Source organism: Burkholderia sp. Bp8963, from assembly GCF_003854275.1.
Classification (GTDB): Bacteria; Pseudomonadota; Gammaproteobacteria; order Burkholderiales; family Burkholderiaceae; genus Burkholderia.
On record NZ_QTQP01000018.1, the window covers coordinates 1 to 23,576 of the forward strand.

A 23,576-nucleotide genomic window follows, 5' to 3' on the forward strand; every position below is an offset into this window, starting at 1 on the left:
AGCGATCGCAGTTCCTGTCGTTCTTTATTCGCCAGCTTCACTGGCGTTGCATGTCGGCCTCGGCTCATCCAGACATGATAACCGAGGCAGTTATTTATTCAATCTATTTACGGGATGTTGTACTAGTTCACACCGATGTCGCGATGGTTTCGCGCAGCCAGCGGTGGGCCGGGTCGCGGTGCGAGCGCTCGTGCCATAGCATCGACATCTCGTAGCCGGGCACTTCGACGGGCGCGTCGACGATCCGCAGCGCGGGCGCGTCGCGCACGAGGCGCTCGGGCGCCATCGCGACGAGGTCGGTATGGGCGACGGCCGAGATCGCGAACAGGAAATGCGGCACCGAGAGCACCACACGGCGCGCGGCGCCGCATTGCGCGAGCGCTTCATCCGTCACGCCGGCAAAGCCGCCGCCGTCGGGCGACACGATCACGTGCTCGAGCGCGCCGAATTGCGCGAGCGTGGGCCGGCGCCTGAGCTTCGGATGCCCGGCGCGGCCGACGAGCACATAGCGTTCGACGAACAGCGGCAAACGCCGCATGCCCGCCGGCGAACCTTCGGTCGTGTGAAACGCCAGGTCGATCTCGCTGCGTTCCGCCTGTTTCCCGATGTGCGGCGGCGCGAGTTCGACGACCGCGAGCCGCGTGCCGGGCGCGGCGGACCGCAGCGTGCGCAGCGCCGGCAGCACGATCGTCGATTCGCCGTAGTCGGTGGCAGCGACGCTCCAGGTGTTCGTCGCGGTCGCGGGATCGAACGGCGTCGCAGGCAGCACTGCGCGCTCGACCGCTTCGAGCGCTTCCCGCAGCGGCTCGCGCAGCGCTTCGGCGCGCGCGGTCGGCCGCATTCCGCGCGGGCCGGGCAGCAGCAGCGGATCCCCGAACACGTCGCGCAGCTTCTGCAACTGCACGCTGACCGACGGCTGCGACACGTTCAGTTTCTCGGCCGCGCGCGTGACGTTGTGCTCGGACAGCAGCACGTCGAGCGTGACGAGCAGGTTCAGGTCCAGACGTCTGAGATTAGTCATGGCTATAGCTGGAATATCGGAAATTCATTTCTAATATACCGTTCGATTCGGCATCCTGCTGACATTCAAGCAACGGATGCCCGATCATGAATGTTCTTGTCGTCTATGCCCACCCCGAGCCACGCTCGCTGAACGGCGCGCTGCGGGATTTCGCCGTGCAGCGTCTCGAAGCAGCCGGCCATACGGTGCAGGTGTCTGACCTGTACGCGATGAACTGGAAAGCGACGCTCGATGCGGACGACGTGACGGATCGTCACGCGCAAGCGCGTTTCGATCCGTCGCTCGACTCGAAGCGCGCGTTCGAGCAAGGCACGCAACGCGACGACATCGCGCGCGAACAGGCGAAGCTGAAGTGGGCCGATACGGTGATCCTGCAGTTTCCGCTGTGGTGGTTCTCGATGCCGGCGATCATGAAGGGCTGGGTCGAGCGCGTGTATGCGTACGGCTTTGCATACGGGGTTGGCGAGCATTCGGACACGCACTGGGGCAACCGGTATGGCGAAGGCTCGCTCGCGGGCAAGCGCGCAATGGTGCTCGTCACGACGGGCGGCTGGGAATCGCACTACAGCCCGCGCGGCATCAACGGCGCGATCGACGATGTGCTGTTCCCGATCCAGCACGGGATTCTGTTTTACCCGGGCTTCGACGTGCTGCCGCCGTTCGTGATCTACCGGTCCGGAAAAATGGATGATGCGCGGTTTGCGCAGACGCGCGATGCGCTCGGCGAGCGTCTGGACAGTCTGTGGGAGACGCCGCCGATTCCGTTCAGGCGGCAGAATTTCGGCGATTACGAGATTCCGGCGCTGACGCTAAGGGCCGAAATCGCGCCCGAGAAGGTGGGGTTCGCGGCGCATGTGGAGACAGCGGGGCGCTGAAACCCGATCAATGGCGGTCGCGAGTGCTTGATGCCCGCGCCCGTCGGCAACAAGCCGGGCTCCGGCGTCGGGACGTGCGCGTCCCGGCACCGTGACGTGAAGCGGGCGACCTGGATCGGATCACAGGTCGCCCGCATCGCGATCGCTCGCGGCCGTCCGCCGACTGCCGCGTTGCACCGCTCGCTTACCGATCGTCTTCCCGAATCGACGAAGGATGCCGGCACAGCGCCCGCACCTCGACATCCATATACGGAAACAGCGGCAACTGGCTCAACAGGTCATGCAGCTGCTGCACGCTCTCGACGTCGAAGATGCTGACGTTCGCATACCGCCCGGCGATCCGCCACAGATGCCGCCAGACCCCTTCGTGCATCAGGCGCTGGCACATGGCCTTCTCTTCGGCCTTCAGCGTCGCCGCCTTGACCGGATCCATGTCGGCCGGCAGATGGACGGTCATTTCCACATGAAACAGCATCACTTGCTCCTTGCGTTATGTTTTTCTGCGACGTCCGTCAGGCCTGCGCGCGCAGGCGTTCGACTTCACTCTCGGGCACGTTCGCGCGATCCTTGAGCAGCGTGAAGTCGAAGTCGATCAGCGCGAACTGGCCATCGACGCCATACGGCTGGCCTTGCGCGCCTTCGGCCTGCTTGATCTTCGGAATCAGCCCTTCGCGCGTCGCGAATGCGAAGTCGTCCCAGATATGCGGATCGCCTTCGATGTTGATCTGCGTCGTCAGCTTACGATAGCCGTCCGCGGAAACGAAGAAGTGGATGTGCGCGGGACGATGGCCGTGACGGCCGAGCTGGTCGAGCAGCTGCTCGGTCTTGCTGCCCGGTGGCACGCTGTAGCCGACCGGCAGCACGCTGCGGAAGCTGTAGCGGCCTTCGGCATCGGTGCGGATCGAGCGGCGCAGGTTGAACGCGGGCTGAGATTGATCGAAGTACGAATAGTTGCCGAGATGGTTCGCGTGCCACACCTCGACGAGCGCGTTCGCGAGCGGCGCGCCGTCGTCGCCGAGCACCTGGCCGCGCATCACGAGCGTCTGGCCCGGATCGGTGCCGTCGTCGAGCCGCGCGAAGCCGACCGATTCCGGCGCACCGGCTACATACAGCGGGCCTTCGATCGTGCGCGGCGTGCCGCCGTGGAAGCCGGCCTTCTCTTCGGCTTCGTCCATCCGCACGTCGAGGAAGCGCTCGAGGCCGAGGCCCGCGGCGATCAGGCCGAACTCCCTGCCGGCTTCGTTCAGGTAGTTGAGCGCAGTCCAGAACTCGCTCGGCTGCACGTCGAAATCCTCGATCGTGTAGCACAGATCCTTCACGATCCGGTTGACGATCGCGCGCACGCGCGGGTTGCCGGGCTTTTCAGCCGCATCGTCGAAGGTCTGCAGCAGTGCGTCGATGGCGTCCTTGTTCATGCGTGTCTCCAATATCGGGTGTCGTGTGGGGAATCAGCGGGCGTCGCGTCGCATCCGTTCGATGCGGGCCCAGTCGAAGGTGATGCCGAGGCCGGGCGCAGCCGGCAGGTGCAGCTTGAAATCCTGGTAGCGCAGCGGCTCGACGAGGATTTCCTCGGTCAGCAACAGCGGGCCGAACAGCTCGGTGCCCCATTGCAGCGAACCGAACGTGCTGAACAGTTGCGCGGACGCCATCGTGCCGGCCGCGCCTTCGAGCATCGTGCCGCCGTACAGGCCGATGCCGGCCGCCGCCGCGATCGCCGCGACGCTCGCCGCGCCCTGCAGGCCGCCCGACTGCGCGATCTTCACCGCGAACACGTCGGCCGCGCGGTCCTGCGCGAGCCTGAACGCGTCGACGACACCGTGCAGCGCCTCGTCGGCCATGATCGGAATCTGCGCGAGCTGCGTGAGACGCTTCAGGCCCGCGCGGTTGGTCGCGGCGATCGGCTGTTCGACGAGGCTCACGCCGGCCTCCGCGAGACGCGGGCCGGCCCAGATCGCGTCGGTTTCGGTCCACGCCTGGTTCACGTCGATCCGCACGTCGCCGCGCTCGCCGAGCGCGCGCTTGATCGCGATCACGTGCGCGACGTCGTCGGCCACCGCGTTCGAGCCGATCTTCAGCTTGAACGCGCGATGGCGGCGCGCTTCGAGCATCGCCTCGGCTTCCGCGATGTCGCGCTGCGTGTCGCCGCTCGCGAGCGTCCACGCGACGTCCACCGCGTCGGTCGTGCGGCCGCCGAACAGCTCGGACAGCGGCACGCCGAGGCGGCGCGCCTGCGCGTCGAACAGCGCGGTCTCGAGCGCGCACTTCGCAAAGCGGTTGCCCTGGAACAGCTTGCGCACACGCGCCATCGCGGCGCCCGGGCGGGTCGCGTCCATGCCCTGCAGCAGCGGCGCGAAATAGGTGTCGATGTTGACCTTGATGCTTTCCGGACTTTCCTCGCCGTACGCGAGGCCGCCGATCGTCGTGCCCTCGCCGACGCCTTCGATACCGTCCGAGCATCGAATGCGGACCAGCACGAGGGTCTGGCAATTCATCGTGGCGACCGACAGCTTGTGCGGGCGGATCGTCGGTACATCGACGAGCAGCGTCTCGACGCGGTCGATGGTGGCGGCAGTTGCTATCATGCGATTCCTCCTGTTGGTGCACATGGTAGGAATATCCGCCCGGCGGCGTCCAACACTCTTTCCGACTACTTCCATACTTTCGAGGTATGCAATGGAATTGCGTCAGCTCCGGTATTTCATTGCCGTCGCCGAAGAGATGAACATCACGCGGGCGGCCGAGCGCCTGCACATGACGCAGCCGCCGCTGAGCCGTCAGCTGCAGGCGATCGAGGACGAAATCGGCCTGCCGCTGTTCGAGCGCGGCGCGCGGCCGCTGAAGCTGACCGAGGCGGGGCGGGTGTTCTATGCGCAGGCGAAGCGGCTCGTCGACCAGGCCGACGAGCTCGGCCCGCTGACGCGGCGGCTTGCACAGATGTCGGAGCGGATCGTGATCGGCTTCGTGCCGTCGACGCTGTATGGCGCGCTGCCGGACGTGATCCGCGCATTCCGCGAGGCGCAGCCGGGCGTCGAGCTGTCGCTGATCGAAATGTTCACGCTCGAGCAGCTCGGCGCGCTGAAAGGCGGGCGGATCGATATCGGTTTTGGTCGACTGCGGTTCGACGACGACCAGCTCGTGCGCGAGGCGCTGATCGAGGAGAAGCTGATCGCGGCGTTGCCGGCCGGCCATCCGCTCGCCGATCCGGACCGGCCGCTCGCGCTGGCCGACGTCGCGGGCGAGACGCTGATCGTCTATCCGAGCACGCCGCGGCCGAGTTTCGCGGACCAGCAGTTGTCCGCGCTGCGCGACGGCGGCCTCGCGCCGGCCGCCGTGCATGAGGTGCGCGAGCTGCAGACGGCGCTCGGGCTGGTGGCCGCGGAGGTCGGCGTGTCGCTGGTGCCGGAAAGCGTCGAGGGCGTGCGGGTGAAGGGCGTCGTTTACCGCCGGCTGCCGGAGCCGGTCGCGACGTCGCCGATCATCATGAGCCGCCGCGTGCATGACGAAAGCCCCGCGACGGCGGCGTTCTGCGCGATCGCTCGCGCGATGATCGCGCCGGCGGGCTGACGCTGGCTTTGGTGCTGGCTTTGGCGCTAGAGATCGCAACTAACGGTCGAGCCCGAACCCCCACGCCGACGTGGCGCGGCCGCGTCAGCGCTTCCCGTCGAGCGTCTCCGAAGGCAATTCCCCGAACGTCTCCCGATACGCGATCGCAAAGCGTCCGAGGTGCGTGAAGCCGCAATCGAGCGCGATGTCCGCGATCCGCCGCTCGGTGTCCGCGGCGCGCAGCAGTTCGCGCGCGTGCTCGAGCCGCGTGTGGCGCAGGTATTGCATCGGGCTCATCGCGCGAAACTGGATGAACGCGTCGCGCAGCGTGCGCTCCGGCACGCCGGCCGCGCGGACGATATCGGCGAGCTGCAGCGGTTGCGCGTAGTGGGCGGCGACGAATTCCTGCGCGCGCCGCACGAAGCCCGGCGCCGGGTCGTGGCGCGACGCGGGCACGGCCGATGGCGGATGCCCTTCGATGAGCAGGTCGATCAGCAGGTGTTCGAGTTGCGATGCGACGCGCGGATTCGCGTTCGCGCGTTCCAGCAGGTCCGGCGAGCCCGCGACCAGCATCAGCTGCTGGCGCCATGCGGCGAGCGCCGCGTCGCTCACGCGCAGCACGGGGTCGAGCGTCGCGCGCGGATCGCCGGTCAGTGCGGCGACGGTGGACGCGTCGATGCGCAGCACGAACTGCTCGCAGTCGGCCGACAACTGCGCGTCGAAGCGCTCGCCGGGCGCGCACAGGATGCCGGTCTGCGCGTCAACGCCGACCTGCCGGCCCATCGCCCGCACGTCGGCCTGCCCCGACAGGCAGAACATCAGCAGGTAATAGCCGTCGACTGCGTCGACCTGCACGCGCATCGCGTCGCCGAACGCGATCGTGCCGATCCCGAGCCCGCCGATCCGCACGAAATCCATATGCGACGCGCCGTGCACGCGGCCGCGCGGCTGCAGCGCGTGCGGCTGCATCACGCGCGAGATCCGCTCGCGCGTCTCGTCGAGATCGCGGGATTCGAACAGCCGGTGCGCACGCAGCGCGAACGGCTCGAACGACGTTGGGGACATGGGCATCAGCCTGTTCTTGGACGCGCGCTTCGATTCCGCGAATGGGGCGGGATCGCGCGCCGGCGTCATGTGTGCCGCCATCCTAGCGCAGAAACCTGCCGGAAGTGGATACTGCGCCGCCGCAATTGCAGATTCCGGATAGACGGCGAATTTTAGCTTTTCAAAAATCGGCTCCATCAGAACTACCCAACCGGATCGACAAGGAGTCCGACATGGAGCAGACCGAATCGCCAGTCCTGTTTGCGGCGCGCGACAACGCGTCCGACGTGACGTTTCCGCACGAAGACGGCTCGCGCGTGCCGTACAAGGTGTTCAGCTCGCGCGCCGTCTACGACCGCGAGCAGGAGCGCATCTTCCGCGGCCCGACGTGGAATTTCGTCGCGCTGGAAGCGGAGATCCCGAACCCGGGCGACTTCAAGAGCACGTTCGTCGGCGACACGCCCGTCGTCGTCACGCGCGCCGACGACGGCTCGCTCGCCGCGTGGGTGAACCGCTGCGCGCATCGCGGCGCGCAGGTGTGCCGCAAGGCGCGCGGCAATGCCACGTCGCACACGTGCGTCTATCACCAGTGGAGCTTCGACAACACCGGCAACCTGCTCGGCGTGCCGTTCCGGCGCGGCCAGAAGGGGATGAGCGGGATGCCGGCGGACTTCGATCCGAAGCAGCACGGGCTGCGCAAGCTGCGCGTCGACAGCTATCGCGGCCTCGTGTTCGCAACCTTCAGCGACGACGTCGCGCCTCTGCCCGACTATCTCGGCGAGCAGATGCGTCCGTGGATCGACCGGATCTTCCACAAGCCGATCGAGTATCTCGGCTGCACGCGTCAGTACTCGAAGTCGAACTGGAAGCTGTACATGGAGAACGTGAAGGACCCGTATCACGCGAGCATGCTGCATCTGTTCCATACGACCTTCAACATCTTCCGCGTCGGCATGAAGGCGCGTTCGATTCCGGATGCGAACCACGGGCTGCACAGCATCATTACCGTGACGAAGACGGGCGACGACACGTCGGCGGCGTACAAGCAGCAGAACATCCGCTCGTTCGATGAAGGTTTTCATCTGGAGGACGAATCGATTCTCGATCTCGTATCCGAATACGACGAGGACTGTACGAACCACATCCAGCCGATCTTCCCGCAGCTCGTGATCCAGCAGATCCACAACACGCTGGTCGCGCGGCAGATCCTGCCGAAGGGGCCCGACAACTTCGAGCTGATCTTCCATTTCTTCGGCTATACGGACGACACGCCCGAGCTGCGCGAGCTGCGCATCAAGCAGGCGAACCTCGTCGGGCCGGCCGGCTATATCTCGATGGAAGACACCGAGGCGACCGAGCTCGTGCAGCGCGGCACGGTGCGCGACGGCGACGCGACGTCGGTGATCGAGATGTCGCGCGGCAATCCGGACCAGCAGGACACGGTGATCACCGAAAGCCTGATCCGCAAGTTCTGGGTCGGCTACCAGAAGCTGATGGGCTATTGAAGCGGGAGCGCGCAATGATGGAAAACCTGACGGAAGACATGAAGACGTGGTTCGAGATCTCTATGCTGCAGAACCGCTACATCGGCCATCTCGACAATAACCGGCTCGAGCAGTGGCCGGAGATGTTCACCGAGGACTGCAGGTACGAGATCGTGCCGAAGGAAAACGCCGACCTCGGGCTGCCGGTCGGGATCGTGTACTGCACGAACCAGCGGATGCTGCGCGACCGCGTCGTGTCGCTGCGGCACGCGAACATTTACGAAGAGCACACATACCGGCACATGACGTCGGGGCTGACGATCGTCGCGGCGCGCGATGGCGAGATCGACACCGAAAGCAACTACGTCGTCGTGCAGACGCGCAGCAACGGCGAATCGAACGTCTACCAGGCCGGCAAGTACTACGACACGGTCGTGCGCACGCCCAACGGCCTGCGCTACAAGACCAAGCGCGTGATTTACGACACGTCGCGTGTGCAGACGCTGCTGGCCACCCCGATCTGAGTGTGAGGAACGACATGACTCAAGCAACACTGACCGAGTGGCATTCGCTCGGCGCCGTCGACGAATTCTCCGAAGACGAACCGGCGGCACGCGTCGCCGGACAGAAACCGATCGCGGTGTTCCGGATCGGCGACGAACTGTTCGCGATGCACGACCTCTGCACGCATGGCCACGCGCGGCTGTCGGAAGGCTATGTCGAGGACGGCTGCGTCGAATGCCCGCTGCATCAGGGGCTGATCGACATCCGCACCGGCGCGCCGAAATGCGCGCCGATCACGGAACCGGTGCGGACCTATCCGATCCGTATCGTCGACGGACAGGTGGAAGTCAATGTCGGCTGATCCGATCGTGATCGTCGGCGCCGGGCACGCCGCGCGGCGTGCCGCCGAGGCGCTGCGCGCGCGCGACGCCGACGCGCGCATCGTGATGATCGGCGCGGAGCGCGATCTGCCTTACGACCGGCCCGCGTTGTCGAAGGACGCGCTGCTGAGCGACGGCGGCGAAGCGCGTGCGTTCATACGCGATGCCGCGTGGTACGGCGCGCAACGGATCGAGCTGCGGCTCGGTACGCGGGTCGACGCGATCGAGCGGGATGCGCAACGCGTGCGGCTCGACGACGGTGCCGCGCTGCCGTACCGGCGGCTCGTGCTCGCGACGGGCTCGCGGGTTCGCACGTTCGGCGGGCCCGTGGACGCGGGCGTGCCGCTGCATTACGTGCGCACGGTCGCTGATGCGCGCGCGCTGCGTGCGGCGCTCGCGCCGGGGCGTCACGTTGCGGTGCTCGGCGGCGGGTTCATCGGTCTCGAGGTGGCGGCAGCCGCGCGTCAGCTCGGCTGCGCGGTGACGGTGATCGATCCGGCCGCGTGCCTGCTGCAGCGCGCATTGCCGGAAGTGGTCGGCACATTTGCGCAGAACCTGCACGACGGGCGCGGCGTCGCGTTCCGGCTGTCGACGCTGCCGCGCGCGATCCGGCGCAGTGCGTCCGGCGGCGCGGTGGTCGAGACGGACCGCGGCGACGTGGCGGCCGATGTGGTGGTCGTCGGCATCGGCGTCGTGCCGAACGTCGAGCTTGCCGCCGCGGCAGGGCTCGACGTCGACAACGGCGTGCGCGTCGACGCGGGCTGCCGCACGGCCGATCCGGCGATCTACGCGACGGGCGAGGTGACGATGCACTTCAATCCGCTGCTCGGGCGGCACGTGCGGATCGAATCGTGGCAGGTCGCGGAGAACCAGCCGGCCGTCGCCGCGGCGAACGTGCTCGGCGCGGACGAGACTTATGCGGAAATGCCGTGGCTGTGGTCGGATCAGTACGACTGCAACCTGCAGATGCTCGGGCTGTTTGGCAGCGAGCGGACGACGGTGGTGCGTGGCGATCCGCTGAACGGCCCGTTCGGCGTGTTCGGGCTCGATGCGGACGGCAAGCTCGTCGCGGCCGCTTCGGTGAACGCCGGGCGCGACATCGGCGCATGCCGACGGCTGATCGCGGCGGAGGCCGTGCTCGATCCGGCGCGGCTCGCCGATCCTGCGGTGAGCTTGAAGGCGTTCCTGTAAAAGGCTCCCAATTGGATCGTTGCCCCTGGCTGGCCGAGAAATGGCTTGTCTTGCTGACGAATTGGGCGGTGTTGGTTCGCAGAATTCCGCGCAGAGCCTGCGACGTGTTGGTCAGAAATCGGCTCGCAGCCGCAACAGGTGGATTGTGGCTGCACTGAATGCATGATGCGCGGGACGATGAGGTGCGCCGGCTGGTCCGCGGAGGGGGGGCAGGAGATGTGCAATTGCATGAAAAAAAAGAGGAAATGGTAAAATGAGCGCTGGCCTGAAGTGAGGGAGGCGAGAGAATTATGGTCGTGCTGGATAGGGTGCGAACTTCGGTCTGCAGCCGGAGCGATCAGGTGATTCTGCGTTCCGAACTTCGTCGATTGGGAGGTCGGTCGCAACTCACTGCGGCTTTGGGCAGACTGGTCGATGAAGGTATCTTGATGCGCCTTGATAGGGGGGTCTTCGCGAGAGCGCGAAAAGATTCCGGCGGCAAAGCCGAATTGCTGGCCCCACCTGAGGTTGTCGTGCAGGAGCTTTTCCGCAAATTAGGTATCTCCGCCGGGCAGGTGAAGATTGAGCGAGACCACGGCGGCTGCGTCTATTTGATAGACGCTGGCCGTGCGCGTACATCCAGGCAGCTTGAGGTGGGACGTGACACTGTCAGGTACGTGGGCAGACGTCATAGGCGCCGGGGCACAGCGCCCAAGATGCCTTCGAACCTCGACAAGTTGCCGAAGAAGAACGTTGGCAAGTTCCTGGAAGCTTTCGCTCGCGCCCACGGCATCGAGGCCCGCCGTTCGGGTCTCGATGTGTGGGCAGAGGCGGTGACCCGGGCTGCAGGCGACCACGTGGAACTCGATCCCATAGGGCAGTTGCTCATAACGCTGAGCAAGGCAAAGCTCATCAATGGACTGCAGATGGCCCGCCTGATGACCAACTACATACATGAGCGGCGTGAGAATGATGCGTTGCGTAACAGCGAGATAGCATCACGCTCGTCTTCCGCGACGACCAGCCACTAGTGGCGGGCGATCTAGCATACTTGCAGAAATTGCCTCAAGCGCGACCGGTTTGCCGGGCCCGTCTGTGAATGCAGCATCGGCGATTCATCCGGGCCATGATTCCAGAAAAAGGACAGCATGTTCGATCCATTCGGGGACTTTGAGTCGGCGGGATACCTTCGTAATGTTGAACGCTCGAAGGATATGGATCTTGTCAAGGCTCAGGAGCATCTCTTTTTTTCCGCACACCTGGAAGAGGCGCTCGACTATCTCTCACCGGACCATTCTCCGGACATCACATACCAGACCTTTTTGGATGTGCATCGCATGCTGTTCGGCGACTTTTACCCATGGGCCGGAAGTGACCGGCTCACGCTTGGGGTAGGAATGCACGTAGGCAAGGGTAATGGAGCGGTTGAGTTCGAGCGGGCCGATCTGTCGCGGCAGGCTGTGGAGTGGGGGCTGCGAATGTCCTGCGACATGCACGGTAAGCGGACTGGGCCGGGCGACGTGATGGGTGCTTTTGCGTGGGGCCACCCGTTCCTCGACGGGAATGGGCGAGCGATGTTGCTTGTTCATACTGAACTGTGTGCCCGTGCAGGCTTCGCCATCGATTGGGGCTCATCGAAGAAAGACTCGTACCTGCAGGCGCTGACTGACGAGTTGTGGAACCCGGGGCAAGGGAAGCTCAATGAGTATTTCGTGCCGCTGATCCGGAATGTCGATGCGCGGCTGAATTGGCGCGACCGGCTTCTGGCCGTTCAGGGTCTGGATGGTAGTGCCGGCACGGAGCAGAACGTCGCTTACCGTAGCGATGACCCTGAGGGGCCGGCTCGGTATGCCACCATGGACAGCGCACGGCGTCGATAAACAAAGGCCGCGCACCTGCGCGCGCGGCGGGCCAGCACGTTTGTCGGCGGTTGCGAATTCGGTGCATATTAGCGGCATCGCCGATTCGCCCGCCGCCCATGACGCCAGACAAAGCCCTCGAACTGAACCGCAGCAAGCGCCGCGCGCTGTCGCTGCTGCTCGTCGCCGTCGCGGTATTCGTGACGACGATCTTCCTGCCGCGCGGCATCTGGGTCGACGGGATCAAGGCGGTAGCCGAGGCCGCGATGGTCGGCGCGCTCGCCGACTGGTTCGCGGTCGTCGCGCTGTTCCGCCGCGTGCCGATTCCGTTCGTGTCGCGCCACACCGAAATCATTCCGCAGAACAAGGACAAGATCGCCGACAACCTCGCGATCTTCGTCCGCGAGAAATTCCTCGGCCCGGACGCGCTCGCCGCGCAGATTCGCCAGCACGATCCCGCGCAGAAGCTCGGCGCGTGGCTCGGCGAGCCCGCGAACACCGAGGCGCTCGGCAGCTACGCGACGAAACTGATGAGCTTCGCGCTCGACATGACCGACGATGCACGAATCCAGTCGTTCGTGCACGACGCGTTCCGCGCGCTCGTCGACCGGATCGACCTGTCGCAATCGGCCGGTGCGATCCTCGATACGCTGACGAAGGACGGCCGCCACCAGGCGCTGCTCGACGACGCGATCGGGCAGGTGACGAACCTGCTCGACAAGCCGGAAAACCGCGCGGTGATCGCCGCGTACATCGTCGACTGGCTGAAGAGCCAGTACCCGACGGTCGAGAAGATCCTGCCGACGAACTGGCTAGGCGAGAACGGCGCGGAGCTGATCGCGAACGCGGTGAACCGCGTGCTCGAACAGGTTGCCGCGGACCCTGAGCACGAGCTGCGGCAGCGCTTCGACGCGACGGTCGTCAAGCTGGTCGAGCGCCTGAAGCACGATCCCGTGTTCATCGAGAAGGGCGAGGAGATCAAGCGCTACATCCGCGATGGTGACGCGTTCAATCTCTACCTGAAGGACTTGTGGGACCAGTTGCGTGCATGGCTGAAGGCCGATCTTGCACGCGCCGATTCGATGCTGCACCGGCAGGCCGCGACGCTCGGCGGCTGGCTCGGCGCGCGGCTGGCGGAAAGCCCCGCGCTGCGCGCGTCACTGAACGAGCACGTCGAGAAGGCCGTGTATGAAATGGCGCCGGATTTTGCCGATTTTCTGATGCGTCACATTCGCGACACGGTGCGCAACTGGGATGCGCGCGAGATGTCGCACCAGATCGAACTGAACATCGGCAAGGACCTGCAGTACATCCGCATCAACGGCACGCTGGTCGGCGGGTTGATCGGGCTGGGGCTGTATCTCGTGTCGCTGGTGCCGCGGTGGGTGGGGGGATGGGTGTATTGAGCGGCCCGCACACAACGAACGCAAGGAATTACAGCCAGACCGTGTCCGGTGTGTTGATCAGCCCGGCCAGTTTGGTGAGCACGAAGCGCATGTGGTCCTGTGTCGAGGCCATCACCGCAACGCGCACCCAGTGACGTCCTTCTTCATCGCGGTTGACCGAAAAGGTATCGCCGCCCGCAATCATCAACTGGTGGCCTCTTGCCAGCACCGCGAAATGTTCGCCGCTCGGCCAGCGGGGCGGCAACTTGAGCCAGATGTGAAACGAGGTGGGCTGAGCCTTGTACTCGAATTGCCCGAGCGATTCACGCACCATGACCTGCCGCGCGCGCGCTTCCTGACACTGGTTGCGGGCCATTTCCGCGGCCTGCCCGCTCGTGATCAGATGCGTCGCGATCTGTGCGGCGAGCGGTGACACCATCCAGATGCTCGTGCGCACGCTTGCGGTCATGCGCGCCAGCCACTCGGGCGGGCAATGCATATAGCCCAGGCGGATGGTCGAGGCAACGGACTTCGACAAGCTCGTCAGATAGACCGTGCGCTCGGGGGCGAAGGTCGCCAGCGGCACGACCGGCTCGGGCGCGAGAAAACCATACAGGTCGTCGTCCAGCAACAGGAAATCGAAGTCGCGCGCGATCTGGGCGATGTCGCGTCGCCGGCTCTCCGACATCACTGACGTGGTGGGGTTCTGGCAGGTCGCGATGCAGATCACCAGGGCGGGGCGTTCCTCGCGGCAGATGTCGCGCAGACTGCCGGGCTCCATGCCTTCCTGGTCCAGGCGCACGCCACGAATGCGGCGGCCGAGACTCAGCACGACGGAGGCCACGCCCGGATAGCAGAGCGATTCGCAGCACACGAGATCGCCCGGCTTGGTGAGCGCATTGACCGCCACCCACAGCCCATGTTGCGCGCCGGCCGTCAGCAGCACCTGTTCGGTTCGCGCGGGAAACCCGGCATGCTGCATCCACATGGCCCCGGCCTGACGGTGCAGCGGATGTCCGCCGTCCGGCGTGTAATCGAGCATGTCCGGCAACGAACTCGATTGCGCCAACTCCCCGAGCGCCGCCCGAATATAGGGTTCCTGAAGCAGAAGATTCGGTTTGACGATCGACAGATCGATGATCCCGTTGAAGGAATTCTGGTCGGGCGGTGCGGGCTGCACCCGGCTGGCAGGAGGCGTTTCGCGCCGTAGCACGAAGGTGCCGCGTCCAACTTCGCCCTCGACCAGCCCCCGCCGCTGGGCGAGTTCGTAGGCGCGATTGACGGTGCCGGGCGTCACGCCAAGCTGTGCGGCGAGCTCCTTCAGGGTTGGCAGACGGGTGCCCGCCGTCAGGCGGCCTGCCTGGATGTCGTTCTCCAGTGCCGCGGCAATCCTTTCATAGATCGCCCCGGCGAATGCATTCAGGTCCGGTGCCCACATGGGAACGACTCTCCTTGAATCGGTGCAATGAATGTAAGGCGGTAGTGTAATCGAATTATCATTTGTCGTCGAATCAACGGCTTCGGCGCCTTGCTCCATGAGCTCTCCAGGCCCGAATGGGGAATGCCGCGTCGAGGTTGTTGACTGATTGAGTCAATTCAATTAGTTTACTTTTAAGCGCGATTAAGTCAATTCATATTGAATCAATCGATTCAACAAAGAGGATAGGATGTTCGATACCAGCAAGGATGCCCTGCAGCACGTCGACCCGGCGATCTGGGACGTGATTTGTCGCGAGAACCAGAGGCAGGAAGACCACATTGAACTCATTGCATCGGAGAATTACACCTCTCCGGCCGTACTGAGCGCGGTGGGTTCGCAACTCACCAACAAGTACGCCGAGGGCTATCCCGGCAAGCGCTACTACGGCGGCTGCGAAGTCATCGATGAAGCGGAACAGCTCGCCATTGATCGCCTGAAGGCCCTGTTCGGCGCAGAGGCGGCCAACGTGCAGCCGCATTCGGGATCCCAGGCCAATCAGGCGGTCTTCTTTGCCGCGCTGCAGCCCGGCGACACGATTCTCGGCATGAGCCTGGCCGAAGGCGGTCACCTCACGCACGGCATGCCGCTGAACATCAGCGGCAAGTGGTTCAAGGTGGCCAGCTACGGGCTCACCGAAGCGGGGGAGATCGACTACGACGCGATGGAGCGTCTGGCGCGCGAGATCAAGCCGCGCCTGATCGTCGCGGGCGCGTCCGCCTACTCGCTGCGTATCGACTTCGAGCGCTTTGCGCGCGTCGCGCGCGAGGTCGGCGCCCTGTTCATGGTCGACATGGCGCACTACTCCGGCCTGATCGCGGGCGGCGTGTATCCGAATCCGGTGCCGCACGCCGATTTCGTGACGACCACGACGCACAAGGGCCTGCGCGGGCCGCGAGGCGGGGTCATTCTCATGAAGGCGAAGCACGAGAAGAGCATCAACTCGGCGATCTTCCCGGGCATTCAGGGAGGACCGCTCGTTCACGTCATCGCCGCCAAGGCTGTCGCTTTCAAGCTGGCCGCGACCGATGAGTTCAAGGCGTATCAGCGCCGCGTGCTGGAGAACGCGCAGGCCATGGCGCAAGTGTTCCAGTCGAGGGGGCTGAGCATCGTTTCCGGGCGCACGGAAAGCCACATGATGCTGATCGATCTGCGCTCGCTCGATCTGTCGGGCCGCGACGCCGAGCAGGCGCTGGGCGAGGTCTGCATCACCTGCAACAAGAATGCCGTGCCCAACGATCCGCGCAAACCGGTCGTGACGAGCGGCATCCGTGTCGGCACGCCGGCCATCACGACGCGGGGCTTCGGTCTCGACGAATCGCGTCTGGTCGCGACGCTGGTCGCGGACATCGTGCTTGCGCCGCACGACGCCGCGGTGCGCGCGTCCGTGCTGGAGCAGGTGCGCGCGCTGTGCAAGCGCTTCCCCGTCTACAACTGAGGTCATCGTGATTCGCACATTGGGCCAATGGCGTGCTGACGCCTCCCTGTCCGCGCTGGTGGCGGGCTTTCTCGCCGTCCTGATTTCCTATGCGGGCCCGCTCGTCATCGTGTTTCAGGCAGCGAACCAGGCGCATCTTTCCACCGAGGTCACGTCGTCGTGGATATGGGCGGTGTCGATCGGCAGCGGTATTTCCGGGCTGATCCTGAGCTGGAAACTGCGCACGCCGATCATCACGGCGTGGTCCACCCCGGGGGCCGCGCTGCTGGTCGGCATGTTGCCCGGCGTACCGTTGCCGGAGGCGGTGGGCGCCTATCTGCTGAGCGCGGCGATCGTGACGCTGATGGGCGTGTCGGGTGTGTTCGACCGCTTCATCGAGCGAATTCCCAAGGGGATTGCGGCGGCGATGCTGGCCGGGATTCTCCTGCACTTCGGCATGCAGGTGTTTGCTTCCATCAGCGCCAGTCCGCTGCTCGTGTTCGCCATGCTGTTCACCTTCCTGGGCATGAAGCGGGTCTGGCCGCGCTATGCGATCGCCGCCGTGATGGTGGTCGGCATCGTCATCGCCGTTGCGTCGGGCACCACGCATCTGTCCCAGTTGCGGCTTGCGCCGGTGGCGCCCGTGTTCATCGCGCCGGCCTGGAACTGGCATGTGCTGCTGAGCCTGGGCGTGCCGCTGGCCCTCGTCACGCTCACGGGCCAATACGTGCCGGGCATGGCCGTGCTGCGAGCGTCGGGTTATCAGGTTCCGGCGGGCGGCATCATCGGCACGACCGGGGTTCTTTCGCTCCTGCTCGCGCCGTTTGGCTCGCACGGCGTGAATCTCGCGGCCATCACGGCTGCCATCTGCACGGGCAAGGAAGCGCATGAGGACGCGGACCGCCGCTACATCGCCGGCATCGCCAGCGGCCTGATCTATATCGGCATCGGCGTGTTCGGCGGCACCCTGGCGCTGCTGTTCCGCGCACTGCCCGCGGAGCTGATCGCGGCGCTCGCGGGACTGGCCTTGATCGGCGCGATCACGACCGGTGTGATCGGCATCGCTCAGGATGACAAACATCGTGACGCCAGCATCATCACGTTCCTGGTTACCGCGTCCGGCATGAGCTTTCTTGGCTTGGGTTCCGCGTTCTGGGGCCTCGCCATCGGCGCCGTTGCGTATGCCGTCCTGCATCGAAGCTGGCAACGCGACAGCGGCAAGACGCCGGTCATGAACAAGATCTGATCGCGCGCACGCGGATCAGGGGGATCAGAGGGTTCAGGCGTGCGCCTTCGAGCCATGCAGTTGCAGGTCGAGCGCCTTGATGACCTTCAGGATCGTGCCGAAGCTCGGATTGCCGTCGTGCGAAAGCGCCTTGTACAGGCCTTCGCGCGACATGCCTGCATCGCGCGCAACCTGCGACATGCCGCGCGCACGCGCGATCACGCCGAGCGCGTGCGCGATGAAGGCCGGATCGTCGCCAGCCTCCTGCAGGCAGGCCTCGAAGTATTCGGCCATGTCGTCTTCCGTCTTCAGGTGTTCGGCCGAATCCCATGGCCGGGTGCTGATCTTGTCCATCGTTCACTCCATATCGAGATGCGCGAGCATCGCGTGCGCGGCGCGGATGTCTGCTTGTTGCGTCGACTTGTCGCCGCCGCAAAGCAGGATCACCCAGATCGTTCCCCGCCGGACGTGAGATGCGATAGCCGGGGCCGTGGTCGATCCGCATTTCGACGACCGGCGAGCCGGCCGATTTCCAGTCGCCCGGATTGCCCATCGACAGACGGTCGATGCGCGCCTGGATGCGGCGTTTCGCGATGCGATCCGGCAGGCCGGCAAACCATGCGTCGAAGACGTCGGTGGTTCGGATGCTGAATGAAGGAGCACTGTAGGGCATTGATCGTGGTGTGTAAACCATGGTTCACAGGCTGCGCGTGGTGAGTTTCAATGTCCTGACCATAAGGCCTCCCGCTGCGTTTGTTGGTGTTCCGGCCATCCGGACGATGCTTTCAGGCCAGTCGCGCGTGACGGGCGACCGAAGTCGGAATGTGCCGATACCGACTACAATCAAAAACGACTTTGCCGCCGGTGCGCGTTCGCTGCGCGCCGGCGGATCCGTTCGTCCTCCGGAATCCGGAGACGCCGCCGCGCGCTGCGCGGCGGGCAAGTGCAGTGTGGTCTGTGTCTTTTTGGTAAAGCGTCCGCGCGCCGTAGGCCGGCGTGCGTCCTGAACGCCGCGCGTCCGTAAGCCGGGCAGGCGGCATCAACCGAGAGTCCCCCCCCATGAAAGCATCGGATCTGTTCGTGAAGGCGCTGGAAGCCGAAGGCGTCGAGTATGTGTTCGGCATTCCCGGCGAGGAAAACCTCGATCTGCTCGAATCGCTGCGGCGATCGCGGATCAAGCTCGTGCTGACCCGGCACGAGCAGGCGGCCGGCTTCATGGCCGCCACCTACGGCCGCCTGACGGGCAAGACGGGCGTCTGCCTGGCCACGCTCGGCCCGGGCGCGACCAACTTCGTGACGGCGGCCGCGTATGCGCAGCTCGGCGGGATGCCGATGCTGATGATCACCGGGCAGAAGCCGATCAAGTCCAGCAAGCAGGGCCACTTCCAGATCGTCGACGTGGTCGACATGATGCAGCCGCTCACGAAGTTCACGCGGCAGATCGTGTCGATCGGCAACATTCCGTCGGCCGTGCGCGAGGCGTTTCGCCGTGCGGAAGAGGAGCGGCCGGGCGCGACCCACCTCGAGCTGCCGGAGGACATCGCGCACGAGGAGGGCGACGGCAAGCCGATCCCCGCGAGCTACAGCCGGCGCCCGGTCGCCGAGGAGAAGGCGATCGCGCACGCGGTCGACGCGATCCAGGCCGCGCATCATCCGTTGCTGATGATCGGCGCGGGCGGCAACCGCAAGACGACCTGCAAGATGCTGCTCGAATTCGTCGACAAGACGGGCATTCCGTTCTTCACGACGCAGATGGGCAAGGGCGTGATCGACGAGACGCACCCGCTGTGGCTCGGCAACGCGACGCTGTCGGACGGCGACTTCGTGCACCGCGCGATCGAGCACGCGGACTGCATCATCAACGTCGGCCACGACGTGATCGAGAAGCCGCCGTTCTTCATGCGCGCCGACGACAAGACCGTGATCCACGTGAACTTCCTCGGCGCGCAGGTCGACCCGGTCTATTTCCCGCAGATCGAGGTGGTCGGCGACATCGCGAACGCGGTGTGGCAGATGAAGGAGGCGCTCGCGCCGCAGCCGCACTGGGATTTCGCGCGCTTCGCGATGATCAAGGAGCATTTCGACGCGCACCTGCAGAAGGGCCAGCATGACCCGCGCTTCCCGATGTATCCGGTGCGCATCGTCAACGACCTGTACCGTGCATTACCGGCCGACGGGATCGTGTGCCTCGACAACGGGATGTACAAGATCTGGTTCGCGCGCTACTGGCGCGCGCACGAGCCGAATTCGCTGCTGCTCGACAACGCGCTCGCGTCGATGGGCGCGGGCCTGCCGTCGGCGATCGCGACGAAGATCGTGCATCCGCAGCGCAAGGTGATCGCCGTGTGCGGCGACGGCGGCTTCATGATGAATTCCCAGGAGCTCGAAACAGCCGTGCGGCTGAAGCTCGACATCGTCGTGATGATCCTGCGCGACGACGCGTTCGGGATGATCCGCTGGAAGCAGGAGAACATGAATTTCCCCGACTTCGCGATGACGCTGCAGAACCCCGACTTCGTGTCGTATGCGCAGAGCTACGGCGCGCACGGCCACCGGGTCGAGTCGGCCGACGATCTCGAGCCGCTGTTGCGCGAATGCTTCGCAGCGCCGGGCGTGCACGTGATCGACGTGCCGATCGACTACTCGGACAACGAGCGCGTGCTGAACCGCGAGATCAAGCGCCTGTCGGCGCAGCTCTGAATTCACAGTTCACCGGAAGGAGACGTTCCATGCTGAAGGAAACCTATCCGTACTACCTCGCCAACGTTGCCGCGTACGCGAACACCGATCTCGAGGTGACCGACAAATACAGCGGCGAAGTCGCGACGCGCGTCGCGCTCGCGGACGCGAAGGCGATCGATGCGGCGATCGGCGCGGCGGTCGCCGCCGCGAAGCCGATGCGCGAGCTGCCCGCGTACAAGCGGCAGGCCGTGCTCGATCATTGCGTCGCGCGCTTTCGCGAGCGCTTCGACGAGCTGGCCGAGGCGCTGTGCATCGAGGCCGGCAAGCCGATCAACGATTCGAAGGGCGAAGTCACGCGGCTGATCGACACGTTCCGCGTCGCGTCCGAGGAATCGGTGCGGATCGACGGCGAGGTGATCAACCTCGAAATCTCCGCGCGCGCGCAGGGCTACACGGGCTACACGAAGCGCGTGCCGATCGGCCCGTGCTCGTTCATCTCGCCGTTCAACTTCCCGCTGAACCTCGCCGCGCACAAGGTCGCGCCGGCGCTCGCGGCCGGCTGCCCGTTCGTGCTGAAGCCCGCGAGCCGCACGCCGATCGGTGCGCTGATCATCGGCGAGGTGCTCGCGGAAACCGACTTGCCGAAGGGTGCATTCTCGGTGCTGCCCGCGCATCGCGACGGCGCGGACCTGTTCACGACGGACGAGCGCTTCAAGCTGCTGTCGTTCACGGGCTCGCCGGCAGTCGGCTGGGCGCTGAAGGAGAAGGCCGGCAAGAAGAAAGTCGTGCTGGAGCTGGGCGGCAACGCGGCCGCGATCGTCGACGCGGACCAGCGCGACCGGCTCGATTACGTGGTCGACCGGCTCGCGTTCGGTGCGTACTACCAGTCGGGCCAGAGCTGCATCGGCGTGCAGCGGATCATCGTGCACGCGGCCCTCTACGACGCGCTGCGCGAGAAGCTGATCGCGAAGACCCGCTCGCTGAAGATGGGCAATCCGAAGGATCCGGCGACCTTCGTCGGCCCGATGATCTCCGAATCCGAATCGCGCCGGCTCGCAGGCTGGATGGACGCAGCCGTCGCGGCGGGCGCGACGATCATCGCGGGCGGCAATGTCGACGGCGCGATGTTCCAGGCGACGCTGCTCGAAAACGTCGGCCGCGAGCAGGACCTGTACCGGAAGGAGGCGTTCGGCCCGGTTGCGATGCTCGAGAAGTTCGACCAGTTCGACGACGCGCTCGCACGCGTGAACGACAGCGACTTCGGGCTGCAGGCCGGCGTGTTCACCGATTCGCTCGCGCATGCGCAGCGCGCGTGGGACGAGCTCGACGTGGGCGGTGTCGTGATCAACGACGTGCCGTCGTTCCGTGTCGACAACATGCCGTATGGCGGCGTGAAGGATTCGGGTCTCGGCCGCGAAGGGATCCGCTATGCGATCGAGGACATGACCGAGCCGCGCCTGATGGTCGTGCGGCGCAGGTAGCGCGGCGCGCGGGAAATCGGGCGGCGCGCCAACGCGCCGCCCATTCGCCGAACGGCCTCGACTGCCCGCACGGCATCGTGATGTAATCGCGCGAAACGGCAAGCCGGGGTACGACACCCGGCTGCCGGCGGATTATTTACTCACGAGGTCGATTCATGTCCCCCGTCTCGGCATTCAAGCTGATTCTGTTGTCGTTCCTTGCGATCGTTGCGCTCGAGTGCATCGCGAAGCGCCTGCGGTTGCCGCCGGCCGCGGCGCTGCTCGTCGGCGGCGTCGGCATCGCATTCATTCCGGGCCTGCCGCCGATCAATCTCGATCCCGATCTCGTGCTGGTGGTGTTCCTGCCGCCGCTGCTGATGGACGGCGCGTATTTTTCCGTCTGGGAAGAATTCAAGCGCAACGTGGGCGGCATCCTGCTGCTCGCGATCGGCGCGGTGGTGTTCACGACGTTCGCCGTCGGGCTCGCCGTGCACTGGGCCGTGCCGTCGCTGCCGTGGGCCGCCTGTTTCGCGCTCGGTGCGATCGTGTCGCCGCCCGACGCGGTCGCGGCGAAGGCCGTGCTCGAGCGCGTCGCGCTGCCGCGCCGGCTGATGGTGCTGCTCGACGGCGAGAGCCTGCTGAACGATGCGGCGGGCCTCGTGCTGTTCCGCTTCGCGGTTGTCGCCGCGCTGACCGGCGCGTTCAGCTTCCAGCATGCGCTGGTCGGCTTCGCGGAACTGGGGCTCGGCGGTGTCGTGGTCGGTTTCGTGATCGGCTGGCTCGTCGTGCGGTTCCTGAAGCTGCTCGACGACGATTACCTCGTGATTACCGTCGCGGTGCTCGCCGGCTGGATCGGCTACGTCGCCGGCGAAATGCTCGAAGTGTCCGGCGTGATCGCGACCGTGGTGGTCGGCATGATGCTCGGGTGGCACCAGCACGACGTGTTCTCGGCGGCGGTGCGCACGCGCGCCACCGCGTTCTGGCAGGTCGTCGTGTTCCTGCTCGAGGCGCTCGTGTTCGTGCTGATCGGGCTGTCGCTGCGCGGCGTGATCCACCGGCTCGGCGGTTTCGAGCCGGTGATCGGCACGATGATGCCGGCCGTGCTCGCGGTGCTGGCTGCGGTGATCGTGTCGCGCTTCGTGTGGATCTATGCGGTCGAGGTGCTGAAGTGGCCCGTGAGCGGGCTGACGCGCAGCGAATGCCGGCCCGACTGGAGAGCCGCGACCGTGATGAGCTGGGCCGGGATGCGCGGCGTCGTGACGCTCGCGGTCGCGCTGTCGCTGCCCGACACGATGCCGGGGCGCGACCTGATCCTGGTCGCCGCGTTCGCGGTGATTCTCGTCACCGTGCTGCTGCAGGGCACGACGATCGGTCCGCTGATCCGGTTGCTGCGGCTGCCGAGCCATCCCGCGCACGCCGCACATCACATGACCGAGCCGCAGGCGTGGGCGCGCATCGAGGCTGCGCAGCTCGCGGCGATCCAGCCGCTCGTGCGCGACGCGAGCGGCGTCGTGATCCACCCGCGCCTGCTCGAGCAGTACACGTATCGCGCGGAGCTGACGCAGCGCATACAGCGTGAGCCGGTGTATCCGCAAAGCGGGCGCGCCGCGCACTACGACGTTGTGCTGGCCGCAATCGCGGCCGGCCGCGTGGAACTGCTGCGGCTGCATCGCTCCGGGCAGATTCACGACGAAATGCTGCACGCGCTCGAACGCGACCTCGATCTGCAGGAAGTGTCCGCGCAGCACGCGCGCGGTTGAACGCCGCGCGGCGGTGGGGCGGGCGCATCGTTGCTTGCCGCACCGCCTGCCGCGCCGCCTTGCCACGCGCGCAACCCCGCCCGCGGCGCCTATGCCGGCATGGGCGATTTCACCTCGGGAAAATGATCCGATTTAATCGAACGCGCATCTTTTTGCGCATTCGTCGTAATCGTCACGGCGCGAGATGGATGCCCTGCACTCATTTCATCTAAAATCACCCGCTTATGTTTATTGACAGAAGAGCCGGGGAACGAATGCGGGTGTCGACGGGGAAAATCGATGCTCGCAGC

General features: G+C 65.6%; 21 protein-coding genes and 1 pseudogene. 14 read left to right on the top strand and 8 right to left on the bottom strand.

The window, feature by feature from the left end; genetic code table 11:
• Positions 1 to 127: 127 nt before the first annotated feature.
• Positions 128 to 1,021: a LysR family transcriptional regulator gene (locus tag DID96_RS16910; protein WP_124600432.1), complete on the bottom strand. Its 894-nt coding sequence runs from the start codon at positions 1,019 to 1,021 to the stop codon at positions 128 to 130.
• Between the two features lie 86 nt (positions 1,022 to 1,107).
• On the opposite strand from DID96_RS16910, the gene DID96_RS16915 reads away from it, so the two are divergent.
• On the top strand, positions 1,108 to 1,896 hold the full coding sequence (locus tag DID96_RS16915) for an NAD(P)H-dependent oxidoreductase (RefSeq protein WP_124600433.1): 789 nt from the start codon (positions 1,108 to 1,110) through the stop codon (positions 1,894 to 1,896).
• Between the two features lie 184 nt (positions 1,897 to 2,080).
• On the opposite strand, the gene catC is transcribed toward DID96_RS16915, so the two are convergent.
• From catC to DID96_RS16930, 3 genes are read right to left on the bottom strand one after another with little or no spacing between them, the layout of a single operon-like run.
• Positions 2,081 to 2,371: a muconolactone Delta-isomerase gene (gene catC / locus DID96_RS16920; RefSeq protein ID WP_124600434.1), complete on the bottom strand. Its 291-nt coding sequence runs from the start codon at positions 2,369 to 2,371 to the stop codon at positions 2,081 to 2,083.
• A 37-nt stretch (positions 2,372 to 2,408) separates the two neighbouring features.
• Positions 2,409 to 3,311, bottom strand: a complete 903-nt coding sequence (catA, locus tag DID96_RS16925) for a catechol 1,2-dioxygenase (protein ID WP_124600435.1) — start codon at positions 3,309 to 3,311, stop codon at positions 2,409 to 2,411.
• A 33-nt stretch (positions 3,312 to 3,344) separates the two neighbouring features.
• A complete protein-coding gene (locus DID96_RS16930; RefSeq protein ID WP_124600436.1) occupies positions 3,345 to 4,478 on the bottom strand; it encodes a muconate/chloromuconate family cycloisomerase in 1,134 nt (377 codons plus the stop codon).
• 91 nt (positions 4,479 to 4,569) lie between these two features.
• Here DID96_RS16930 and DID96_RS16935 point away from each other — a divergent pair, with 91 nt between their 5' ends.
• Positions 4,570 to 5,460 carry a LysR family transcriptional regulator gene (locus tag DID96_RS16935; RefSeq protein ID WP_124600437.1) on the top strand — a complete coding sequence of 297 codons (891 nt, stop codon included), beginning with the start codon at positions 4,570 to 4,572 and terminating at the stop codon, positions 5,458 to 5,460.
• An 84-nt stretch (positions 5,461 to 5,544) separates the two neighbouring features.
• Here DID96_RS16935 and andR read toward each other — a convergent pair whose 3' ends face one another.
• On the bottom strand, positions 5,545 to 6,504 hold the full coding sequence (gene andR / locus DID96_RS16940; protein ID WP_124600549.1) for an anthranilate 1,2-dioxygenase regulatory protein AndR: 960 nt from the start codon (positions 6,502 to 6,504) through the stop codon (positions 5,545 to 5,547).
• Positions 6,505 to 6,716: 212 nt separating this feature from the next.
• On the opposite strand from andR, the gene andAc reads away from it, so the two are divergent.
• The 7 genes from andAc to DID96_RS16975 all read left to right on the top strand — a co-directional run bounded on the left by andAc (position 6,717) and on the right by DID96_RS16975 (position 13,286).
• A complete protein-coding gene (andAc, locus tag DID96_RS16945) occupies positions 6,717 to 7,988 on the top strand; it encodes an anthranilate 1,2-dioxygenase large subunit AndAc (protein WP_124600438.1) in 1,272 nt (423 codons plus the stop codon).
• 14 nt (positions 7,989 to 8,002) lie between these two features.
• On the top strand, positions 8,003 to 8,491 hold the full coding sequence (gene andAd, locus DID96_RS16950; RefSeq protein WP_124600439.1) for an anthranilate 1,2-dioxygenase small subunit AndAd: 489 nt from the start codon (positions 8,003 to 8,005) through the stop codon (positions 8,489 to 8,491).
• Between the two features lie 14 nt (positions 8,492 to 8,505).
• Positions 8,506 to 8,832 (top strand): anthranilate 1,2-dioxygenase ferredoxin subunit AndAb, encoded by a 327-nt coding sequence (gene andAb / locus DID96_RS16955; RefSeq protein ID WP_124600440.1) that lies wholly within the window; start codon positions 8,506 to 8,508, stop codon positions 8,830 to 8,832.
• Entirely contained in the window at positions 8,822 to 10,042 is a 1,221-nt protein-coding gene (andAa, locus tag DID96_RS16960) for an anthranilate 1,2-dioxygenase system ferredoxin--NAD(+) reductase (protein WP_124600441.1), read from the top strand. Before andAb ends, andAa begins: the two co-directional genes overlap by 11 nt.
• A 341-nt stretch (positions 10,043 to 10,383) precedes the next feature.
• Positions 10,384 to 11,052 carry a hypothetical protein gene (locus tag DID96_RS16965; RefSeq protein WP_124600442.1) on the top strand — a complete coding sequence of 223 codons (669 nt, stop codon included), beginning with the start codon at positions 10,384 to 10,386 and terminating at the stop codon, positions 11,050 to 11,052.
• A 117-nt stretch (positions 11,053 to 11,169) separates the two neighbouring features.
• On the top strand, positions 11,170 to 11,901 hold the full coding sequence (locus DID96_RS16970) for a Fic family protein (RefSeq protein ID WP_124600443.1): 732 nt from the start codon (positions 11,170 to 11,172) through the stop codon (positions 11,899 to 11,901).
• A 98-nt stretch (positions 11,902 to 11,999) separates the two neighbouring features.
• Positions 12,000 to 13,286: a DUF445 domain-containing protein gene (locus DID96_RS16975; protein ID WP_124600444.1), complete on the top strand. Its 1,287-nt coding sequence runs from the start codon at positions 12,000 to 12,002 to the stop codon at positions 13,284 to 13,286.
• Positions 13,287 to 13,314: 28 nt separating this feature from the next.
• Here DID96_RS16975 and DID96_RS16980 read toward each other — a convergent pair whose 3' ends face one another.
• Entirely contained in the window at positions 13,315 to 14,703 is a 1,389-nt protein-coding gene (locus DID96_RS16980; protein ID WP_124600445.1) for a PLP-dependent aminotransferase family protein, read from the bottom strand.
• Positions 14,704 to 14,932: 229 nt separating this feature from the next.
• Here DID96_RS16980 and glyA point away from each other — a divergent pair, with 229 nt between their 5' ends.
• Both glyA and DID96_RS16990 read left to right on the top strand, forming a co-directional pair.
• Entirely contained in the window at positions 14,933 to 16,180 is a 1,248-nt protein-coding gene (gene glyA / locus DID96_RS16985) for a serine hydroxymethyltransferase (protein ID WP_124600446.1), read from the top strand.
• 7 nt (positions 16,181 to 16,187) lie between these two features.
• On the top strand, positions 16,188 to 17,405 hold the full coding sequence (locus tag DID96_RS16990) for a benzoate/H(+) symporter BenE family transporter (protein ID WP_260463921.1): 1,218 nt from the start codon (positions 16,188 to 16,190) through the stop codon (positions 17,403 to 17,405).
• Positions 17,406 to 17,438: 33 nt separating this feature from the next.
• Here the strand turns inward: DID96_RS16990 and DID96_RS16995 are convergent, their stop codons facing one another.
• Positions 17,439 to 17,738, bottom strand: coding sequence for an addiction module antidote protein (locus DID96_RS16995; protein WP_124600447.1), 300 nt, complete (start codon positions 17,736 to 17,738; stop codon positions 17,439 to 17,441).
• Positions 17,739 to 17,741: 3 nt separating this feature from the next.
• A pseudogene (locus tag DID96_RS17000) lies at positions 17,742 to 18,057 on the bottom strand (type II toxin-antitoxin system RelE/ParE family toxin).
• 386 nt (positions 18,058 to 18,443) lie between these two features.
• On the opposite strand from DID96_RS17000, the gene DID96_RS17010 reads away from it, so the two are divergent.
• The 3 genes from DID96_RS17010 (at position 18,444) to DID96_RS17020 (ending at position 23,286) form a co-directional block, all read left to right on the top strand.
• Entirely contained in the window at positions 18,444 to 20,084 is a 1,641-nt protein-coding gene (locus DID96_RS17010) for an acetolactate synthase large subunit (protein ID WP_124600448.1), read from the top strand.
• Between the two features lie 29 nt (positions 20,085 to 20,113).
• The gene (locus DID96_RS17015) at positions 20,114 to 21,547 is read left to right on the top strand and encodes an aldehyde dehydrogenase family protein (protein ID WP_124600449.1); all 1,434 of its coding nucleotides are present in this window, start codon (positions 20,114 to 20,116) and stop codon (positions 21,545 to 21,547) included.
• A 155-nt stretch (positions 21,548 to 21,702) separates the two neighbouring features.
• Positions 21,703 to 23,286 carry a Na+/H+ antiporter gene (locus DID96_RS17020; RefSeq protein ID WP_124600450.1) on the top strand — a complete coding sequence of 528 codons (1,584 nt, stop codon included), beginning with the start codon at positions 21,703 to 21,705 and terminating at the stop codon, positions 23,284 to 23,286.
• The last annotated feature ends 290 nt before the right edge of the window (positions 23,287 to 23,576 follow it).

What these genes read in the sequence shown, in the direction of transcription:
- DID96_RS16910 (WP_124600432.1), bottom strand. Translation starts at nt 1,021, where the DNA reads ATGACTAATCTCAGACGTCTGGACCTGAACCTGCTCGTCACGCTCGAC.
- DID96_RS16915 (WP_124600433.1), top strand. Translation starts at nt 1,108, where the DNA reads ATGAATGTTCTTGTCGTCTATGCCCACCCCGAGCCACGCTCGCTGAAC.
- catC (WP_124600434.1), bottom strand. Translation starts at nt 2,371, where the DNA reads ATGCTGTTTCATGTGGAAATGACCGTCCATCTGCCGGCCGACATGGAT.
- catA (WP_124600435.1), bottom strand. Translation starts at nt 3,311, where the DNA reads ATGAACAAGGACGCCATCGACGCACTGCTGCAGACCTTCGACGATGCG.
- DID96_RS16930 (WP_124600436.1), bottom strand. Translation starts at nt 4,478, where the DNA reads ATGATAGCAACTGCCGCCACCATCGACCGCGTCGAGACGCTGCTCGTC.
- DID96_RS16935 (WP_124600437.1), top strand. Translation starts at nt 4,570, where the DNA reads ATGGAATTGCGTCAGCTCCGGTATTTCATTGCCGTCGCCGAAGAGATG.
- andR (WP_124600549.1), bottom strand. Translation starts at nt 6,504, where the DNA reads ATGTCCCCAACGTCGTTCGAGCCGTTCGCGCTGCGTGCGCACCGGCTG.
- andAc (WP_124600438.1), top strand. Translation starts at nt 6,717, where the DNA reads ATGGAGCAGACCGAATCGCCAGTCCTGTTTGCGGCGCGCGACAACGCG.
- andAd (WP_124600439.1), top strand. Translation starts at nt 8,003, where the DNA reads ATGATGGAAAACCTGACGGAAGACATGAAGACGTGGTTCGAGATCTCT.
- andAb (WP_124600440.1), top strand. Translation starts at nt 8,506, where the DNA reads ATGACTCAAGCAACACTGACCGAGTGGCATTCGCTCGGCGCCGTCGAC.
- andAa (WP_124600441.1), top strand. Translation starts at nt 8,822, where the DNA reads ATGTCGGCTGATCCGATCGTGATCGTCGGCGCCGGGCACGCCGCGCGG.
- DID96_RS16970 (WP_124600443.1), top strand. Translation starts at nt 11,170, where the DNA reads ATGTTCGATCCATTCGGGGACTTTGAGTCGGCGGGATACCTTCGTAAT.
- DID96_RS16975 (WP_124600444.1), top strand. Translation starts at nt 12,000, where the DNA reads ATGACGCCAGACAAAGCCCTCGAACTGAACCGCAGCAAGCGCCGCGCG.
- DID96_RS16980 (WP_124600445.1), bottom strand. Translation starts at nt 14,703, where the DNA reads ATGTGGGCACCGGACCTGAATGCATTCGCCGGGGCGATCTATGAAAGG.
- glyA (WP_124600446.1), top strand. Translation starts at nt 14,933, where the DNA reads ATGTTCGATACCAGCAAGGATGCCCTGCAGCACGTCGACCCGGCGATC.
- DID96_RS16995 (WP_124600447.1), bottom strand. Translation starts at nt 17,738, where the DNA reads ATGGACAAGATCAGCACCCGGCCATGGGATTCGGCCGAACACCTGAAG.
- DID96_RS17010 (WP_124600448.1), top strand. Translation starts at nt 18,444, where the DNA reads ATGAAAGCATCGGATCTGTTCGTGAAGGCGCTGGAAGCCGAAGGCGTC.
- DID96_RS17015 (WP_124600449.1), top strand. Translation starts at nt 20,114, where the DNA reads ATGCTGAAGGAAACCTATCCGTACTACCTCGCCAACGTTGCCGCGTAC.
- DID96_RS17020 (WP_124600450.1), top strand. Translation starts at nt 21,703, where the DNA reads ATGTCCCCCGTCTCGGCATTCAAGCTGATTCTGTTGTCGTTCCTTGCG.